Source organism: Gordonia hankookensis (genome assembly GCF_014673215.1).
Taxonomy (GTDB): Bacteria; Actinomycetota; Actinomycetes; order Mycobacteriales; family Mycobacteriaceae; genus Gordonia; species Gordonia hankookensis.
On record NZ_JACWMS010000003.1, the window covers coordinates 67608 to 86083 of the forward strand.

An 18476-nucleotide genomic window follows, 5' to 3' on the forward strand; every position below is an offset into this window, starting at 1 on the left:
TAGACGTTTATGGTGGGACCATGACAATGATCGATGTACAGATCGCCATCATCGGAGCGGGGTTCTCCGGCCTCGGCGCGGCCATCAAGCTCAAGCAGAACGGCTTCGACGACTTCATGGTCATCGACCGTGGGTCGGATTTCGGCGGAACCTGGCGCGACAACACCTATCCGGGCGCTGCCTGCGATGTGCCATCGCACCTCTACTCGTATTCGTTCGCCCACAATCCGGAGTGGTCACGCTCGTACTCCCACCAGCCGGAGATCCATCGCTACATCAACGATGTCGCAGAGCGCCACGCCGTGCGCTCCCACACCCGGTTCCAGACCGAGGTCGAGCATGCCGAGTGGCACGAGGACGAGCGTCGCTGGATCCTCGACGTGGTGCGCGACGGACAGCGCGAGCAGGTTCGCGCACAGATCATGATCGGCGCGATCGGCCCACTCTGTGAGCCCAACCTGCCCGACATCGACGGCTTCGACGACTTCCAGGGCACGATCGTGCATTCGGCCCGCTGGGACGATGACGTCGACTTCACCGGAAAGCGTGTCGCGGTGATCGGCACCGGCGCGTCGGCCATCCAGTTGGTGCCCGAACTCGCCAAGGTCGCCGGTCGGCTGGACGTCTACCAGCGCACCGCACCGTGGATCGTGCCCCGCACCGAACGCGCCTATTCGGCGACCGAGAAGTGGGCCTTCGCCAAGGTTCCCGGTTACCAGTCGGCCGTCCGCGGCGCGATCTATGCGATGAACGAGGTCACCGCCTTCGGTCTGACCTATTCACCCAAGTCGCTCAAGCCGGTCGAACTCGTGTGCCGAGCGAACATCGCCCGCTCGATCCGCGACCCTGAACTCCGGACAAAGGCGACCCCGACGTTCCAGGTCGGCTGCAAGCGCATCCTGCGTTCCAATGAGTGGTATCCCGCGATCGCGCGTCCCAACGTCGATCTCGTCACCGACGGCATCGCCTCGATCACCGAGAACGGTATCGCTGACAAGAACGGCACCGTTCGCGACGCCGACGTGATCGTGGTGGCCACCGGCTTCCACGTCACCGACTCCCCCGTCTTCGACAAGATCGTCGGCGCCGCCGGCCGCAGCCTCGCCAATGTGTGGGACGAGATCGGCATGCAGGGCTACAAGGGTTCGTTCGTCAACGGCTTCCCGAACATGATGCTGATGGTCGGACCGTCGACCGGCCTCGGTCACACCTCGATGGTGTACATGATCGAGTCCCAGTTGAACTACCTCGTCGACTATCTGAAGACAGTTCGCGCACAAGGCATCACACGCACCGACGTCACACTCGAAGCCCAGCAGCGCTACAACGCAGAGGTCCAGCACGATCTGCGCAACAGCGTGTGGGTCAACGGCGGATGCGCATCGTGGTACAAGGACCACCACGGCAACATCACCACGCTGTGGCCGGGATTCACGTTCAACTTCCGTCGTATCACCCGGCAGTTCGACATCGCCGCCTACGATGTGGAACGTCGTGGGACGCGTACGCGCCCGGCCGAATCCGCCGACGCGCAGCCGGCACCGGCCACCGCCTGACCGCCGCAACCCACCCAACCGAGGAGTACACATGAAGGACTTTCGCGACAAGGTCGTCGTCATCACCGGCGCCGGATCGGGCATGGGCCGCGACCTGGCGGTCAAGCTCGCACGCAAGGGCGCCAAGCTCGCCATCTCGGACATGAACCCCGACGGCCTGGCGGGCACCGAGAAACTGGTCGCCGAGACCGGTGCGCCGGTCCACGCCCAGATCCTGAACGTCGCCGAGCGCGAGGCCGTGCTGAACTACGCGGAAACCGTTGTGGCGCACTACGGCAAGGTCAACGCGATCTTCAACAACGCCGGCATCGCACATCACGGCGAGATCGAGCGAACCGAGTTCAAGGACATCGAGCGCGTCATGGACGTCGACTACTGGGGTGTGGTCAACGGCACCAAGGCGTTCCTGCCGCACATCATCGCATCCGGCGACGGCCATATCGTCAACACGTCGTCACTGTTCGGGCTGCTCTCCGAACCCGGTCAGGCGGCGTACAACTCGGCGAAGTTCGCCGTTCGCGGCTTCACCGAGTCCCTCAATCAGGAGATGATCCTGGCCAAGCACCCGGTCAAGGTCACGTGCGTACACCCCGGTGGCATCAAGACCGCGATCGCGCGCAACGCCACCACCTCCGGCGACCACGACCAGAAGAAGTCCGCGGAGTTCTTCGACCGCTATCTTGCCCGGATGACCTCCGAGGATGCCGCCGACGTGATCATCAACGGTGTGCAGAAGAACCGCGCCAGGGTGCTGGTGGGCACCGACGCGAAGCTCCTCGACCTCTGGGTGCGTCTCGTCGCATCCGGGTACCAGGGCATCACCGCACGAGTCACGGGTTGGGCACTCGGCAAAGCGAAGTGATCGCCGACCGCCGGCGAGTGGCCGGCGGGACTACAGACCGTGTTCGGCCAGCCACGCGTTGGCGAGATCGGCGGGCGCCGCACCCGCAACTGCCCGTCGCGTCAGTGTCGCGAGGTCCGCGGTGGTCATCTCGCCGGCGACCTTGTTGATCGTCTTCACCTGATCGCGGGACAACGCCGCCGTCCGGTACACCGGCACCAGCTGCTCGGCCCGTGGTCCCGTCGCGACCACCGCCCGGTCACCCGGCGCATCGTCGGAGGTCGACTCCGGAGGCCCCGTCGTGCCCGATTCACCGTTCTCCGTCGCCGACTTCGGCGCGGTCAGCGCCCGGATGTCACCGGACGAGCCCTCGGCATCGTCGCCGGCAACGTCGAGCGGGGTCAGGAGCCCGACCGCGCCACCACCGGCGACCCGCCGGACCACCGCGGACGGCGACGGCACCGATTCGACCGGGCCGAATCGGCAGCCGGCGGCGCTGAGCGCGTCGATCGTCGGTCCGTCCGGGCGCCCGGCCACCACGAGTGGCAGTCCGGGTGACAGACGCGCACAGTGTGCGAGATCGGTGACCTCGTGGTCGGCGACCGTGGCCGCTACGAAGACCTGCGGCGTGGCAGAGACCGTCGTCGCATCGCCGACCGAAACACCTTGCGGTAGCGAACGATTCAGGTCGGTGAAGACGTCATCAGCGGTGGGTGGCGTCAATTGCGGAGCAAGTTCGGACAGCAGCTGACCACTGAACGCCGGGAACAGGTCCACGGTGGTGGCATCCATGTCGTCGAGCAGGGAACGATAGTCTCCGCGCGGCACGGTCGTCGAGACCGGAGTGCCGGCGTGGCGCAAGGCGCCCGCGTAGATCTGCGCCATCACCTGCATGGACGGGGAATTGGGCGCTCCCATCACCAGGCCGCCGTCGGAGGAATCGGCCTCAGAACAGCCGGCCACTGCGGCGAGGGCGAGGACGATCAGGATCGCTGTCGCGGCACGCTTGATCACGCACCCACGTTAGCCGGACGCCGCGATGAACCCTGCAATGGAGTCGGCGATCAGCTGGACCGCGATGGCGGCGAGCAGGAGACCGGCGATCTTGGCCAGCAGGGTGATCCCACCGACACCCAGCACCCGGATGAGGACGGTGGAATAGCGGAGCACGATCATCACGATGAGGTGGACGCTGACGATGGCCGCGGCGATCGCGAGATATCCACCTGCGTCGCCGGAGACACTACTGACCTCGACGATGACCGCCGCTATCGCGCCGGGGCCGGCGAGCAGAGGTGTCCCCAGCGGGACGAGCGCGACGTTGACGTCGTCACTGGCCTGCGGTTTGCCCGCGTTCCCCAGGCCGGTCAGCAACTGCAACGCGACCAGCAAGAGCAACAGACCGCCCGCCCCCTGCAGAGCAGGGATGCCGATGTGCAGGTAGTTCAGGATCGCCTTGCCACCGATCGCGAACACACTGATCACCAGCAGACTCACCAGCGGCGCCTGCCACGCGGCGCGTTTGCGGTATTCGGGCGATCGGTGGCCCACGAGACTGAGGAAGAGCGGGATCTGCCCTGGCGGGTCCATGATCACGATCAACGTGATCATGGTGGTCGTGTAGACCGTCACGTCGAAGGGCACGAGCTGATCGTACGAGTAGCATCCGTGTCGTGCCCTCGATGCCACGCCTGCGCCCCGGCGGACTCGTCCCCCCGCGCCGGGAGAAGAGGCCCCTGCCCCGAATTCCGGTGCCGGTGGCGCGTGCCGTTGTGGACTGCGCGGTCTACGTCGACGGGCACCGCAAGCCCGGGCGCATCTCCTACACCGATGCACTCGATCGGGTGCGCTCGACGGGCGAGGGATTCGTCTGGCTCGGTCTGCACTCCCCCGACGACGAGCAGATGCAGGGCGTCGCCGAGGTGTTCGGCCTCCACGAGCTCGTGGTCGAGGATGCGGTCCACGCGCACCAGCGGCCAAAGCTCGAGGTCTACGACGAGACCCAGTTCCTGGTGCTGCGAACAGTGAAGTACGTCGAGCACGAGTCGATGGAGAAGGCCAGCGAGGTGGTCGAGACCGGCGAGATCATGATCTTCGTCGGGCACGATTTCGTGATCACGGTGCGCCACGGCGACCACACGCACCTGTCCGGTCTGCGCAGGAGACTCGAGGCTCGACCGGACCGTCTCGTCCTGGGCCCGACCGCCGTCCTGCACGCGATCGCCGACCTCGTCGTCGACAGCTATCTCGCTGTCACCGACGAGATGGAGAGCGACATCCTCGCCATCGAGGAGGCGGTCTTCGGGCCGCGACGTTCACTCAACATCGATCCCGTCTATCTACTCAAGCGCGAAGTCCTCGAGCTCCGCCGGGCGGTGACCCCGCTGACCGGACCACTGGCCCGCCTCACCGGACAGAACCCGTTGGTGCCCAAGGAGATCCGACGCCATTTCCGCGATGTCGCCGATCACCTGACCACGGTGATCGACCGGATCGTCGAGTACGACGAGGTGTTGTCGTCGTTGATCGGCACCGCGGCCGCCAAGGTGGGGATCCAGCAGAACACCGACATGCGCAAGATCTCGTCGTGGGTCGCGATCGCGGCGGTCCCCACCATGGTTGCGGGGATCTACGGCATGAACTTCGACTACATGCCCGAACTGCATCAGCATTGGGCCTATCCGACGGTGATCGTGCTGCTGATCGTCGCCTGCGCGGGACTGTGGGTGGTCTTCCGCCGTCACAACTGGCTGTGATCATCCACCAGGCGATCATCCACCAGCCGATCGCCCGCTAGAGTTTCGCGGCCGCCCGATCCGGTGACCGCACGTCGATCCCGGCCTCTGCCCAGGCATCGCGTAGCGCGGTCGCGCCCTTGAGTCGCACCCACGCCGCTTCGTTGGCGGTGATCGGGACGGCCCGCAGGAACCGCACCGGGTCCATGGGCTCGTCAAGGGCCAGTTCGCCGAGGTCATCGGCCTCCAGCAGGACCGCGGTACACGCCGCACCGTCCCAGACCGGCTCGGAGAGATCGATCAGGGCATCCTCCCCGATGATCAGACCTTCGACGGCCGGCGCCGCGGCCAGGGTCGCCATCCGCCGGTGCAGGCCCGGCAGCGGCGCACCCGCATGCATCCGGACCACCAGTTCGGCTCGTGGCCCCCGTACCGGGTCCGCGTGGATGTCGGTCGGTTCCGACATCGGATGTCGGGCGCATCCCACCGTGACGTACACGAGGTCGTCGCCGGTCACCGACCGCAGGACGTCGATCGGCTCCACGCCGAGAAAGGTCACCGACGCACGCTGCGGTTGGGCATCGAGTCGCTCGGCGAGGTACTCATTGATCCGGTCGGTGACGGCATCGCTCACGCATCCACCGTAGTAGGCGCGATGGCCTAGCCTGAAGGCGTGGTACGTGTCCTCGCGGTGGCCGATGAGGTCGTCGACTCCCTGACCTTCGGGGTCGGCATCGAAGGGCGTCCTGACATCATCCTCGGTGCCGGTGACCTGCCGTTCGAGTATCTCGAGGTGCTCTCCACGCTCTGTGACGCGCCATGTGTCTACGTCCCCGGGAATCACGACCGCGACCTCACCGGTTACCGGCACGGGCGCGCCGGGTGGATCCGGGCAGGCCTTCCCACCGAGGATCCGGGACCGCGCGGTGCGATCAACGCCGATCGGCGGACCGTCACCGTGGCCGGTCTGCGGATCAGCGGGCTCGGCGGGTGCCGGCGCTACAACGACGGGCCCAACCAGTACTCGGACATGCAGCAGCGCATCCGCTCATGGCGCCTCAGTTGCACGCGCGCCACCCCCGACATCCTGCTGACGCACAGCCCCGCACGCGGGATCGGCGACGGCGACGACGTGCCGCATCGTGGCTTCGACTGCTACCACGGATTGGTGCGGTCGCTGCAGCCCACGCTGCTCGTCCACGGTCACGTCCACCCGTTCGGGACACGGCCCGTCGACAAGATGATCGGCGACGCGACGATCTCGATGAACGTGGTCGGCTACTGCCAGTTCGACATCGATCCCGGTAGCCGCGAATTCCAGATCGTGAGGCGACGTCATGGCTCGTGACACCGGGTTCCCGGATGCCGACGCGGAGAACGACTTCACGCGGATGCGTCGGCACGCCGAGATGTCGCGTCTCATGGCATGGTTCACGCGGCAACCCGCCGACGTCAACACCGTCCTGCCGTTCGACGAGGTCGTCGCCGCCCTCGGCCGAATCGGCGACACATACCTCGGTCTGCAGCAGGTCGAGGTGGAATCGATCGTCGGAAGTGTCGACCGCACCAAGGATTTCGACCGGTACTTCCGGCCGACCTCATCGCGCATCCGCGAGCGGTGGCAACGACTCGCGGCCGCCCAGCGCCGCGGCGAATCGGTACCGCCGGTCCGCCTGTACCGCATCGGCTCCATGCATTTCGTGCTCGACGGCCACCACCGGGTGTCGATAGCGATCGCCCGCCACCTGCACACCATCGACGCCTACGTCACCGAGATCCACACGCGAATCTCGCCGGAGGGCATCAATGCGGCGTCCGACCTGATCATGAAGGATCATCGCCGGCTCTTCCTCTCGCGGGTCCCGCTGGCCGGCGCTCAGGCCGATGCCATCCGATTCTCCGATCCGTTCGACTACGCAGAGCTGTCGGAGAACGTAGAGGCCTGGGGGTTTCGGCTCGGCCAGGAGATCGGCGAGTTCCTCAGCCGCCCGGAGGTGGCCCGACGGTGGTTCGGCGAGGAGTTCCTGCCGGTGGTGCGGATGGCGAGGCGCGCCGACATCCGACCGGATCTCACGAGTGACGCCGAGCTCTACCTCTGGCTCGCGTGTGAACGCTATCGCTTGGTGCGCAAACACATCTGGGATGACGATATCCTGCGCGAACTACACGACCAGGGCCGTCGGCGCCGCCGCTGAACGACCTCCTACGCATCGCATCGGTACCGCACGACGAGGGAGCGCACGAACATGTCCATCACCACCACGGATGTCGAACACCTGCGCCGCTGCGTCGATCTGGCGCGCGCGGCGCTCGACGCCGGTGACGAGCCGTTCGGTTCGACGCTGGTCGCCGCGGATGGGACAGAGCTGTTCGCCGACCGCAACCGGGTGTCCGGCGGCGATGCCACCCAGCACCCCGAGTTCGCGATCGCCCGCTGGGCTGCCACCAATCTGTCACCGGCACAGCGTGCGTCGTCCACCGTGTACACGTCAGGTGAGCACTGCCCGATGTGCTCGGCGGCGCACGCATGGGTCGGCCTCGGTCGCATCGTGTACGCCGCCTCGGGTGCACAGCTCGGCGCGTGGCTGGTCGAGTGGGACGCGGAGCCCGCACCGGTCGCGACGTTGTCGATCCAGCAGGTCGCGCCCGGCGTGACGGTCGACGGTCCCGTCGACGAGTTCACCGAGACCCTGCGCGACCTCCATCACGCCCGCGTCAGCCGAGACGCAGATTGACCCCGGACGACTGATCGAACACGGCGACCTTCGAGGCCTCGTAGAACAGTTCGGCGGTCCCGCCACGGGCGATCCGGGATTCCGGGGACACGCGTGCGATCATCTGTCCGCCACCGATTTCCGCGCCGGAGTCTGCGGCGAGCTCGTCGAGGGCATCGCTGGATGCGGCCGGCGAGTCGACGGTGAAGTAGACGTAGTTGTCCGAACCCATCGATTCGATGACGTCGACGCTGGCGGTCAGCGTCGACCCGTTCGAACGGGCGGCCGGATCGACGAGGGCCGCATCTTCGAGATGCTCGGGCCGGACACCGACCAGCACATCACCGTTGCTCTTGGCGCGCTGCGCATTGGTGACGATCTGCTGATGGTCGGGTATGGCGACCCGGCCGATCGGGGTGTCGATACCGTCACTGCCCAGGCGTCCCGGCAGGAAGTTCATCGCGGGCGACCCGATGAACCCGGCGACGAACAGATTCGCCGGGTTGTTGTACAGCTCCTGCGGCGTGCCGATCTGCTGCACGTATCCGCTGCGCAGCACCACGACCCGGTCGCCGAGTGTCATCGCCTCGGTCTGGTCGTGGGTGACGTAGACAGTGGTGGTGCCCAACCGGTTCTGCAGGCGGGCGATCTCGGTTCGCATCTGGACACGCAGTTTGGCGTCCAGATTCGACAGCGGCTCGTCCATCAGGAAGGCCTTGGGCGAGCGCACGATCGCGCGTCCCATCGCAACGCGCTGCCGCTGCCCACCGGACAGGTTCGCGGGCTTGCGGTCCATGTACGGCCCGAGGTCGAGGATCTTGGCCGCCTCGTCGACCTTTGCGGTGATCTCCGATTTCGACAGCTTCGCCAGGGTCAGTGGAAAGGCGATGTTCTCGCGCACCGACATGTGCGGGTAGAGCGCATAACTCTGGAACACCATCGCGATGTCCCGGTCCTTCGGGGCGCGGTCGTTGACCCGCTCCCCGCCGATCCGGAGTTCGCCCGAGGAGATGTCCTCGAGTCCGGCGATCATGTTGAGGGTGGTCGACTTCCCGCATCCCGATGGGCCGACCAGGATGATGAACTCCCCGTCGGCGATCTCGACGTCGACCCCGTGGACCGCGGTCGACCCGTCCGGGTACTGCTTGGTGACGTTGTCCAGAACGATGTCGGCCATGGGTTATCCCTTCACCGCGCCGGAGGTCAGCCCGGCCACGATTCGACGTTGGAAGAAGAGCACGAAGATGATGATCGGAATGGTGATGACGACGGCGGCCGCCGCGATCGAACCGGTGGGTTCCTCGAACTGGCTGTCACCGGTGAAGTTGGCGATCGCCACCGGTGCGGTGATGGCCCGCTCGGTGGAGGTCAGCGACAGGGCGAGCAGCAGGTCGTTCCAGGCGAAGATGAACACCAGGATGGCCGCGGTCACCACGCCGGGGGCCGCGAGTGGCGCGATCACCTTGCGGAAGGCCTGCCACGGGGTCGCACCGTCCATCTTGGCCGCCTTCTCCAACTCCCAGGGGATCTCACGGAAGAAGGCCGACAGTGTGTAGATCGCCAGCGGCAGTGCGAAGGTGATGTACGGCAGGATCAGGCCAGGCCAGGTGTCGAACAGGCCCAGGTTGCGCTCGATGTTGAACAGCGGTGTGACGAGCGAGATCTGCGGGAACATCGCGATCAGCAGGGCGGCGCCGATCAGCAGCTTCTTACCCGGGAAGTCCAGGCGCGCCACGGCATACGCGGCCATGGTGCCCAGGATCACCGCGATCAGGGTGGTGATCAGCCCGATGCCGATCGAGTTGCGCAGCGCGCTGGTGAAGGCGCTGGTCTCGAAGATGCCGGTGTAGTTCTCCCAGGTCCATTCCTTGGGGATGAAGCTACCGTCCTTGACGCTGCCAGGGGGCTTGAACGACAGGCTGATGATCCACAGCAGCGGGATGATCGCATAGAGGATCACCAGGATGTTGGCAATCGACCACCAGGCCTTGTTTCCGATACCGGATCTCACGCGGCCTACCTCCCCTCGTTCTCGGAACCGGGCGCCGCGGTACCGAAGCCCTTGATGAAGATGAATGCGATGATCGCGACACAGATGAAGATCAGGATGCTGATCGCCGACCCGACACCGAGGTTGAACGCCTTGAAGAGGTTGTCGTAACCGAGCATCGAGACCGAGTACGTGTTGTTGGAGCCCTTCGTCAACACGTAGATGTTGTCGAAGACGCGGAACGCGTCCAGGGTGCGGAACAGGAGCGCGACCAGGATGGCCGGCTTCATCAGCGGGATGATGATGCGCCACAGGCGTGTCCACGCGCCCGCACCGTCCACCTGTGCGGCCTTGAGCAGGTCGTCGGGGACCAGTGCCAGACCCGCGAGCAGCAACAGCGCCATGAACGGCGTCGTCTTCCACACCTCCGCGAGCACGATGATCGCCAGCGACGGCCATTGCGAGGTGAGCGGCGCGCTGCCGTCGGGCAGCAGGTTGGCGAGGTAGCCGGTATCCGGTGTCCACGCGTAGTACCACGAGAATGCGGCCGCCACGGTCACGATGCCGTAGGGGATCAGCACCACCGTGCGGATGGTGCCCCTGCCGAAGATGGTGCGGTGCATGACAAGTGCGATCGCCATGCCGAGCACCAGCTCGATCGCCACGGACACCACGGTGATGCCGAGGGTCACCGTGAACGCCGTCCACCAGTAGCTGTCGGTGAGCACGGTGGCGTAGTTGTCGAACCAGACGAAGCTGCGCTCGCCCGGAGCCGAGAGGCTCGACTTGTTCAACGACAACCAGATCGCATACACGATCGGATAACCGGTGACGAGGGCCATCATGATCGCCGCGGGTGCGACGAGCCAGAGCGCGAGTCGCCGCTCCGCGGCCTTGCCCTCACTCAGCTTCTTCTTGCCGTTCTTCGCGGGGGCAGTGGACCGCTCGGCGACGGCCACTCCCCCGGCAGGCCCGGCCGCCCTGGCGGCGCCGCCCGTCGGGGAGGTCGCGCCCGCTGCGGGTGGGGTCCATGCGTCGGAGTAGACCGGTTGTGCGCCGGTGTCACCGGTCGACGGCGGCCGCACCGACGGTTCCCGTGCCGGCGTGTCATTCTCCGGAAGGCTGTGGCGGCCCGGTCGCGACCGGTTCTCGCCGTTGTCGCCGGTTGTCATGGGATCAGGCCCTCCCCGTCGATCGCCTTATGGACCTGGTCGGCGAGCTCGTCGACCAGCGTCTCGGGATTCCATGCGCCGACCGGACTCAACTTCGCGGTCAGCAGCGTCGAGATCGCCTGGTAGACCGGCGAAGCCGGTCGAATTGCAGCATTCCGGCTCTCGAGCTGGGTCCGGATGTCGTCCCCCATCGGGTACGCAGCCTTGAAGTCCGGGTCGTCGTAGATCGACGCGATGGTCGGCGGGGTACCACCGTCCACCGAATAGACCTTCTGCGCCGCCTCGTCCGTCAGGCACTCGGCCGCCTTGAACGCCAGGTCCTTCTGCTGCGACGTGCTGGCCACCGCGATGTTCACACCGCCGAGTGTCGACCTGGCAGGCAGATCTTTGCTGACCCCCGGATACCGCGCGAAATCGAACTTGGTGCGGACCGTCTTGTTCACCGGGCCGAGCTGCGCGTCCGTCGGCGGGTTCTCGGCGTCCTCGGCGAGCATGCCTGCGTACTGTTGCATCTCCGGGAAGAACGGGACGTCGCCTGCCGCGGCGTTGGACCGCATCGACGAGAACACGAACGGCCAGTTGACCTCGAAGGCCGCAGTGCCGTTCTCCATCCCCAGGCGCGCCGAGGACTCGTCGGCATTGGTCAGCGACGGATCGTGTCCGGGAGCGGTCGCGATCGCCTTGAGAACCTGCAGGGCCTTCACCGTCGCCGCGCGGTGTGCGGGAGTGTCGTTGAGCGTCACCAGGTTCGGGTCGTCGGGGCTGACCACCGAGCCACCGGCGCTCGCGAGCACCGAGTTGAACCAGACCATCAGACCCTCATACTGCTTGCCCTGCACCATGATGTAGCTCGGTCCGCCCTTACGGCGGATCGCCTCGGTGTCGGCGAGCATCTCGTCCCAGGTTCCCGGCGCCTTGGACTTGTTGAGGTACTTGCGCAGCAGATCCGGCCGGTACCAGAGCAATTGGGTGTTGGTCCAGGTCGGGATCGCGTACAGACGCTTCTGGGCATCCTCGTCGGTCTTCCACATGGCCGTTTCGCGCGGACCACCCAGGTTGGTCGCGGCGACCTTGGCGGCCAACGCTTCCGGCACCGGCTCGATCCAGCCGGCGTCGGCGAACTCCGCGGTCCAGACCACGTCCATACCCATCAGATCCAGGCCCGGGTCGTTGCCTGCGAGGCGACGCGCCAACTGCAGTCGCTGGTCGTCGGCCGACTTCGGCAACGGCGTCGTGACGATCTTGTACGCACCGCCGGAGTCGGCGGAGCACTTCTGACCGACCTCATCGATGAAGGACGCGCCGTCGGCCGGCGGATAGATGTTGAGGACCTTGGGTGTGTAGCCCGACCCACAGGCCGTCACGATGGGCAGGGCGGCGACCAGTGCCGCCGCGGCCACCACCAGTTTTCGCCTTACCCCACTTCGGGATCCGTGGTGGGAATGCCCACCGACGGGATGTCGACCGGATTCGGAACTGCCAGCCCGGAACCGCACGCAGCCTCCTTGATGTCGTTCGCGGTGCAAGACAACGAGGCTGCACCGGTCAGCGTCTGCTGCGTAACGTTATATGTCGCAGTTCGTGACATGCAACACATTCGGCATGGGCGTGCCAGAACATGCGGGAATCGTGATCTCCGCCGACCTGCAGCAGAGTTTCACCTGCGTGAATCGCCGACTGCGCCGGGAGGTCAGGACGGCAGGCGGCTCAACATGTCGCGGGCCTTCTCGGCGCTGTGGGGGTCGCACAACACGTCGTAGCGGCCCGCCACCAACTGCATCGTCGAGGCGAAGTCGCGCTGTCCGCGGGTCGCAGCGTACGGAATGGTCGCCGAGATGAGCCCGAAGACGATGCCGCCCACGAGCCCGAACAGCAACGGCGCCAGACCCGCACCGCTGACCACCAGCGTCACGAGCAGTCCGAAGAACACGCCGAGCCACGCTCCCGACACGATGCCGCCGCCGACCACCTTTCCCCACGTGAGGCGGCCGATCACGCGCTCCACCTGCATCAGGTCCACACCGACGATGGTCACGTCCTGGACGGTGAAATCCTGGTCGGCCAGGTAGTCGACGGCGTGCTGCGCCTCGGCGTAGGTGCCGTACGACCCGATCGGCCACCCTTTCGGCGGCGTCGGCAGGCCGGGGGTCCCGCGACCCTGGCGCATCGGGTTGGTCATCTCGGATCCTCTCTCGAGTGTCGTCTCACGCCGGGGCCACCGTCCGGTCGCCGCAGTGGGCGGTGGTGGGTGTCATGGCCTCGCCATTCCAGAATGCACAGTGAACGGCGCCGGCGCACGCGGTCGGGCGGGGCGGCACCACCAGGATGTGCACGGCACCGGGTCGTGCAGCCACTACCCTTACTCCCATGGCGTCCGTGAGCAAGGTGTTTGTGGCCAGGTTGGTGGGCTTGGCCGTGCTCGGACCCGACGGGGAGTCGATCGGTCGGGTCCGTGACGTGGTGGTCGCGATCCGCATGACGGGCCAGCAGCCGCGTGTCCTCGGTCTGGCCGTGGAACTCACCACCCGCCGCCGGATCTTTGTCCCCATGCTGCGCGTGACCGCGATCGAGCCCCAGGCCGTGACCCTCAACACCGGCACCGTGAGTCTGCGTCGGCTGCATCTGCGGCCCGGCGAGGCGCTCGCGATCGGCCAGATCCTGGATTCCCGCGTGCGCGTGGATGATCCCGATCTGACCGACCTGGCCGGGGTGGATGTGAACGTGGTCGACCTCGGTATCGAGCGAACCCGTACCCGGGACTGGGTGGTGTCGCGGGTCGCCGTCCGGCCCGGGCGCAAGGGATTCCGCCGCCGCAGCGTGACGAACGTCGTCGAGTGGCATCACGTCCACGGACTCACCCAGACGGAGCTGAACCTGCCGGGTCAGGGTGTCGCACAGGCGCTCATGCAGTTCGAGGGCATGCGAGCGGCCGACGTCGCCAACGCACTGCGCGAACTCCCCGCCAAGCGACGCGACGAGATCGCCGCCGCACTCGACGACGAGCGTCTCGCCGACGTCCTCCAGGAGCTGCCACCCGACGACCAGACCGACCTGCTCGCCCACCTCGAACTCGGCCGGGCGGTGGACGTGCTCGAGGCGATGGACCCCGACGACGCCGCCGACCTGCTCGGCGAACTCCCCGACGCGGAGGCCGAGTCGTTGCTCGAACGCATGGACCCCGAAGAGTCCGAACCGGTGCGGCGTCTGCTGACCCACTCCCCCGACACCGCAGGCGGTCTGATGACCTCCGAGCCGATCATCGTCACCGCATCGACCACTGTCGCCGAAACACTTGCGCGCGTGCGCAACCCAGACGTGACACCGGCGGCTGCGAGCCTCGTGTTCGTGGTGCGGCCCCCGACCGCGACACCGACCGGCAAGTATCTCGGCTGCGCCCATCTGCAAGCGCTGCTGCGGGAACCGCCCGCCAACATCGTCGGCGGCATCCTCGACAGCGATCTCGCACACATGCGGCCCGAGGACTCGCTGGAGGCCGTCACGCGGTACTTCGCGACCTACAACCTGGTCTGCGGTCCGGTGGTCGACGAGGAGGGGCACCTGTTGGGCGCGGTCAGCGTCGACGACCTCCTCGACCAGCTCCTGCCCCGGGACTGGCGTGAGACCGAACCGGAGGACACCGGGCCGATCGGCGATCTGTCCGGCATCAAGCCCGCAGGAGCGGGTGCGTGAGCACCGACCAACCCGGCCGTCGCCTCGACACGCCCCGGCAGAACCGGCGGCTGTCGTTCAACCTCGATTCCGACGTCATCGGTGTCTACGCCGAACGCATCGCACGCTTCCTCGGAACCGGACGTTACCTCGCCATCCAGACCGTCATCGTGATCGTCTGGGTGGCATTGAACCTGGTCGCAGTGTCGTGGCGGTGGGACCCGTATCCGTTCATCCTGCTCAATCTCGCGTTCTCCACCCAGGCGGCCTACGCCGCACCCCTGATCCTGCTCGCACAGAATCGACAGGAGAACCGCGACAAGGTCGCCCTCGACGAGGATCGAATCCGGTCCGCGCAGACCAAGGCGGACACCGAATTCCTGGCCCGCGAACTCGCCGCGGTGCGCCTCGCGGTCGGCGACACGGTGACCCGCGACTATCTCCGCAAGGAGCTCGACGACTTCCTCGACGAACTCACCGAACGCCTCGGCAACGGTCCGCGCGACCTCTCGACACCCGATGACGGCGGGGACGACTCCCGACGCGGCAGGGGCGGCGGCGACTCCGCGACTCCGCGGTGACCTGGGGCCGACGCGGTCGGCCACACTTCATATGGGTCGGCGAGCGCCGCGGACCACAACATGTGGGTTCACCAAACGATCAGATGCATGTAGTGAAGAATTGTCGGGTTCCTGTACTGGGGCATTAGACCCATATGTATGGTGGGTCACACGTCGGACGCCCGGGGAGCTCAGACACGGCGGGTCCGGCAATCCGCAAGATCCTCAGGGGCGGGCATGCACGTGTGTGAGAGCAACGGAGTCAGTGTGGACAGGCAGTCGGCAACGGTCGCAGGACTGGTCTCAGCACCGGTCATCGCCGGGCCACGGGCGAGGAGAGCCCGGTGAGTCCCGCCGTGTTCCGTCGCGCCCACGGTCCGCGGCGGTCCCACCTGCCGCGACGCGCACTGGCCGTCGGGACCGGCGGCATCCTGGTGGGAGCGATGCTGCTCGCGGCCGCGACGTCCAGCGCCTCGGGGGGCACCGTCTCCTCCGCCGTCGCCGAGGACGCGGCCTCGGTACCGTCGTCGGCGGTCGAGATCGCCCCCGGTGGCCCGGTGACGTTGCTCGGATTCGCACCGCCGCCCAAACGCGTCGAACCCGAAGCCGCCGTGCTGCCCCAGTTCCGGATCACCGGGTCTCTGCCGACCGGCCCCTTGGGAATCCCGGGGGTGGTGCTCCAGGCCTACAAGCTGGCGGCCAACCGCGTCGCGTCGGACACCCCGCAGTGCAAGCTGCCGTGGTTCCTGCTGGCCGGGATCGGGCGCATCGAGTCCAATCACGCGTCGAACGGCTCCGTCGACGCATACGGCACCACCATCAACCCGATCGCCGGACCGGTGCTCAACGGCACGCTGGCCGGAAACGCCGTGATCCGCGACACCGACGGCGGCCGGATCGACGGCGACTCCTCGCACGACCGCGCAATGGGACCCATGCAGTTCATCCCGAGCACCTGGGCCGCCTGGGGGACCGACGCGAACGGCGACGGTAAGGCCGACCCGAACAACGTCTTCGACGCCACCTATTCGGCAGGCCGCTACCTGTGTTCCGGGGTAACCGACATCATGGCCGCCAAGAACAAGGTCGCGGCGGTGATGCGCTACAACCACTCGATGGAGTACGCGGCGAATGTGTTGAGCTGGGCCGCCGCCTATGCGACCGGTGTGATGCCGACGAACCCGATCCCCGAGCCCAAGCGCAAGCCGAGCAAGTCGTCGACGAGCAAGCCGTCGAAACCCGCCAAGCCCGGCGAGAGTTCGTCGTCTCCCTCGACCTCCGAGAGCACGACGACGACACCGCCACCGCCTGCCCTGCCGACCTGCATCGGAGCACTCTGCCTACCGCCCGATCTGGTCCCGACGCAACTGCTGCCGCCGCCGAAGCCCCTTCCCAAGCAGACGGCCCCGAAGAAGAAGCCGCCGGTCTCCGGATCGCCGCAACGTGGCCCGAACGCCCGCACGGGCGGCCCCACCACCACCACGCCACCGCCCGCGGCACGCTGACTCGGCCGGTGACCTCGAGGAGCCCCGCGGGGAGTCGTGGTCTCCCGTGCGTCCGGCACTGTGCGCCGGACGGTTAAACTGGCGCTGATGACTACCGGAGTTGTACCCACCGAATCCGCGGTTCGCGCTGCCCTGAGCAAGGTCAACGATCCCGAGATCGGCAAACCCATCACCGACCTGGGGATGGTCAAGTCGATCGACGTCAACGACGACGCCAGCGTGGACGTCGTCATCTACCTGACCACGTCGGGTTGTCCCATGCGTACCGAGATCTCCGGCCGGGTGGAGAACGCCGCTGCCGATGTGCCCGGCGTCGGCGCTGTCCGGGTGGAGCTCGACGTGATGGACGACGAGCAACGGACCGAACTGCGCAAGAAACTGCGGGGCGACAAGGCCGACCCCGTGATCCCGTTCGCCCAGCCCGGCTCACTGACCCGCGTCTACGCGGTCGCGTCCGGCAAGGGCGGCGTCGGCAAGTCGAGTGTCACCGTGAACCTCGCAACCGCGCTGGCCGAGCGCGGGCTCACCGTCGGTGTCCTCGATGCCGACATCTACGGACATTCGGTGCCGCGAATGCTCGGCAGCGACGCCAAGCCCACCCAGGTCGAACGGATGATCATGCCGCCGATGAGCCACGGCGTGAAGTTCATCTCGATCGGGCAGTTCACCGATGGGAACACACCGGTCACCTGGCGCGGACCCATGTTGCACCGAGCCCTCCAGCAGTTCCTCGCCGATGTCTACTGGGGCGATCTCGACGTGCTGCTGCTCGACCTGCCGCCCGGGACCGGGGATGTGGCGATCTCCATCGCCCAGCTCATCCCCGGCGCCGAGATCCTCGTCGTCACCACGCCGCAGCAGGCGGCCGCCGAGGTCGCCGAGCGAGCCGGCGCGATCGCACTGCAGACACGTCAGAAGATCCTCGGCGTCGTCGAGAACATGTCGTGGATGGAGCTCCCGGACGGATCACGGATGGAACCGTTCGGTTCCGGCGGCGGCGAGAAGGTCGCCGAGCGACTGACCAAGGCGGTCGGCGCGCCCGTGGAACTCCTCGGTCAGGTCCCCTTGGAGACGTCTTTGCGGGAAGGCGGCGACAACGGCGTGCCGGTGGTCACCTCCGCACCTGATTCGGCGTCCGGATCCGCGCTGCGGGCAATCGCCGACAAATTGGCCGTACGGCGGCGCGGGCTGGCCGGGATGAGCCTGGGGATCGACACCACCCGGCACGAGTGACACGCGCTCGGCGGTGACCGGATCGATCCTAGGTGGCGTCCCAGTCGCCGACCGACGGTGACCGGGAACCCGTGGTCGGACCTTGCGCGGTCGGCTTCGCCGGATCGACGGCGGGCGGATTCGGCATCGGCGCCGACACCGGCTTGATGTCCGGGGAATCGGTGGTGTCGCGGTCCACGGTGGTCGGGCCGAGACCGAGTTTGAACACGGAGTCGTCGCCGTCGAGCAGATGTTTCGTGACCAGCGCGCGCGGCGTCATCCCGCGCAGCTCGTTGAGTTCGGAGAGAGGTTTGCGGAGTTCGTCGAACTCCGGGCCCAGTTCGTCCTTGAGCTGATCGGTCGCGCCGGTCGCGTAGTCGCGCACCTGACGGATGGACTTCATGGTCCATGAGACCGCACCGGGAAGTCGGTCGGGTCCCAGGATGATCAGACCCGCGGCCAACAGGACGAGGATCTCACCCCAACCGATACTGCTGAACATCCGTCACCCCATCTGCTCCA

Annotated in this window: 19 protein-coding genes; 10 read left to right on the forward strand and 9 right to left on the reverse strand. The window is 66.8% G+C overall.

What is annotated here, in order from left to right; translation table 11 throughout:
- Nucleotides 1-20: 20 nt before the first annotated feature.
- Together IDF66_RS14780 and IDF66_RS14785 are read left to right on the forward strand one after the other, a co-directional pair.
- On the forward strand, nt 21-1556 hold the full coding sequence (locus tag IDF66_RS14780) for a flavin-containing monooxygenase (RefSeq protein WP_190267544.1): 1536 nt from the start codon (nt 21-23) through the stop codon (nt 1554-1556).
- 31 nt (nt 1557-1587) lie between these two features.
- Nucleotides 1588-2418 (forward strand): SDR family NAD(P)-dependent oxidoreductase, encoded by an 831-nt coding sequence (locus tag IDF66_RS14785; protein ID WP_190267545.1) that lies wholly within the window; start codon nt 1588-1590, stop codon nt 2416-2418.
- A 30-nt stretch (nt 2419-2448) separates the two neighbouring features.
- Here IDF66_RS14785 and IDF66_RS14790 read toward each other — a convergent pair whose 3' ends face one another.
- The gene (locus tag IDF66_RS14790) at nt 2449-3411 is read right to left on the reverse strand and encodes a type 2 periplasmic-binding domain-containing protein (RefSeq protein ID WP_317628715.1); all 963 of its coding nucleotides are present in this window, start codon (nt 3409-3411) and stop codon (nt 2449-2451) included.
- 9 nt (nt 3412-3420) lie between these two features.
- Entirely contained in the window at nt 3421-4041 is a 621-nt protein-coding gene (locus IDF66_RS14795; RefSeq protein WP_190267546.1) for a MarC family protein, read from the reverse strand.
- Between the two features lie 38 nt (nt 4042-4079).
- Here IDF66_RS14795 and IDF66_RS14800 point away from each other — a divergent pair, with 38 nt between their 5' ends.
- The gene (locus IDF66_RS14800) at nt 4080-5153 is read left to right on the forward strand and encodes a magnesium and cobalt transport protein CorA (RefSeq protein WP_190268021.1); all 1074 of its coding nucleotides are present in this window, start codon (nt 4080-4082) and stop codon (nt 5151-5153) included.
- Nucleotides 5154-5190: 37 nt separating this feature from the next.
- On the opposite strand, the gene IDF66_RS14805 is transcribed toward IDF66_RS14800, so the two are convergent.
- A complete protein-coding gene (locus IDF66_RS14805) occupies nt 5191-5766 on the reverse strand; it encodes a suppressor of fused domain protein (RefSeq protein WP_164308513.1) in 576 nt (191 codons plus the stop codon).
- Nucleotides 5767-5805: 39 nt separating this feature from the next.
- On the opposite strand from IDF66_RS14805, the gene IDF66_RS14810 reads away from it, so the two are divergent.
- From IDF66_RS14810 to IDF66_RS14820, 3 genes are read left to right on the forward strand one after another with little or no spacing between them, the layout of a single operon-like run.
- Nucleotides 5806-6480, forward strand: a complete 675-nt coding sequence (locus tag IDF66_RS14810; RefSeq protein WP_164308512.1) for a metallophosphoesterase family protein — start codon at nt 5806-5808, stop codon at nt 6478-6480.
- A complete protein-coding gene (locus IDF66_RS14815) occupies nt 6470-7327 on the forward strand; it encodes a chromosome partitioning protein ParB (protein WP_164308511.1) in 858 nt (285 codons plus the stop codon). The genes IDF66_RS14810 and IDF66_RS14815 overlap by 11 nt, the downstream gene beginning before the upstream one ends.
- Before the next feature lie 51 nt (nt 7328-7378).
- The gene (locus IDF66_RS14820; protein WP_190267547.1) at nt 7379-7867 is read left to right on the forward strand and encodes a nucleoside deaminase; all 489 of its coding nucleotides are present in this window, start codon (nt 7379-7381) and stop codon (nt 7865-7867) included.
- Here IDF66_RS14820 and IDF66_RS14825 read toward each other — a convergent pair.
- The 5 genes from IDF66_RS14825 to IDF66_RS14845 all read right to left on the reverse strand — a co-directional run bounded on the left by IDF66_RS14825 (nt 7848) and on the right by IDF66_RS14845 (nt 13187).
- The gene (locus IDF66_RS14825; RefSeq protein WP_164308509.1) at nt 7848-9023 is read right to left on the reverse strand and encodes an ABC transporter ATP-binding protein; all 1176 of its coding nucleotides are present in this window, start codon (nt 9021-9023) and stop codon (nt 7848-7850) included. The two genes, IDF66_RS14820 and IDF66_RS14825, sit on opposite strands and share 20 nt — an antisense overlap.
- Before the next feature lie 3 nt (nt 9024-9026).
- Nucleotides 9027-9857: a carbohydrate ABC transporter permease gene (locus tag IDF66_RS14830; protein WP_164308508.1), complete on the reverse strand. Its 831-nt coding sequence runs from the start codon at nt 9855-9857 to the stop codon at nt 9027-9029.
- A 5-nt stretch (nt 9858-9862) separates the two neighbouring features.
- Nucleotides 9863-11008 (reverse strand): carbohydrate ABC transporter permease, encoded by a 1146-nt coding sequence (locus tag IDF66_RS14835; RefSeq protein ID WP_223309699.1) that lies wholly within the window; start codon nt 11006-11008, stop codon nt 9863-9865.
- A complete protein-coding gene (locus IDF66_RS14840; RefSeq protein ID WP_317628716.1) occupies nt 11005-12411 on the reverse strand; it encodes an extracellular solute-binding protein in 1407 nt (468 codons plus the stop codon). Before IDF66_RS14840 ends, IDF66_RS14835 begins: the two co-directional genes overlap by 4 nt.
- A 287-nt stretch (nt 12412-12698) precedes the next feature.
- Nucleotides 12699-13187 carry a general stress protein gene (locus tag IDF66_RS14845; protein WP_164308505.1) on the reverse strand — a complete coding sequence of 163 codons (489 nt, stop codon included), beginning with the start codon at nt 13185-13187 and terminating at the stop codon, nt 12699-12701.
- A gap of 188 nt (nt 13188-13375) precedes the next feature.
- Here IDF66_RS14845 and IDF66_RS14850 point away from each other — a divergent pair, with 188 nt between their 5' ends.
- The 4 genes from IDF66_RS14850 (at nt 13376) to IDF66_RS14865 (ending at nt 17975) form a co-directional block, all read left to right on the forward strand.
- Nucleotides 13376-14698, forward strand: a complete 1323-nt coding sequence (locus IDF66_RS14850) for a magnesium transporter MgtE N-terminal domain-containing protein (RefSeq protein WP_190267548.1) — start codon at nt 13376-13378, stop codon at nt 14696-14698.
- Nucleotides 14695-15258, forward strand: a complete 564-nt coding sequence (locus IDF66_RS14855; protein WP_190267549.1) for a DUF1003 domain-containing protein — start codon at nt 14695-14697, stop codon at nt 15256-15258. The genes IDF66_RS14850 and IDF66_RS14855 overlap by 4 nt, the downstream gene beginning before the upstream one ends.
- Nucleotides 15259-15581: 323 nt before the next feature.
- Nucleotides 15582-16742, forward strand: coding sequence for a lytic transglycosylase domain-containing protein (locus tag IDF66_RS14860; RefSeq protein ID WP_190267550.1), 1161 nt, complete (start codon nt 15582-15584; stop codon nt 16740-16742).
- Between the two features lie 87 nt (nt 16743-16829).
- Nucleotides 16830-17975 (forward strand): Mrp/NBP35 family ATP-binding protein, encoded by a 1146-nt coding sequence (locus tag IDF66_RS14865; RefSeq protein WP_190267551.1) that lies wholly within the window; start codon nt 16830-16832, stop codon nt 17973-17975.
- A 28-nt stretch (nt 17976-18003) separates the two neighbouring features.
- Here the strand turns inward: IDF66_RS14865 and tatB are convergent, their stop codons facing one another.
- Nucleotides 18004-18456: a Sec-independent protein translocase protein TatB gene (tatB, locus tag IDF66_RS14870; protein WP_190267552.1), complete on the reverse strand. Its 453-nt coding sequence runs from the start codon at nt 18454-18456 to the stop codon at nt 18004-18006.
- Between the last annotated feature and the right edge of the window lie 20 nt (nt 18457-18476).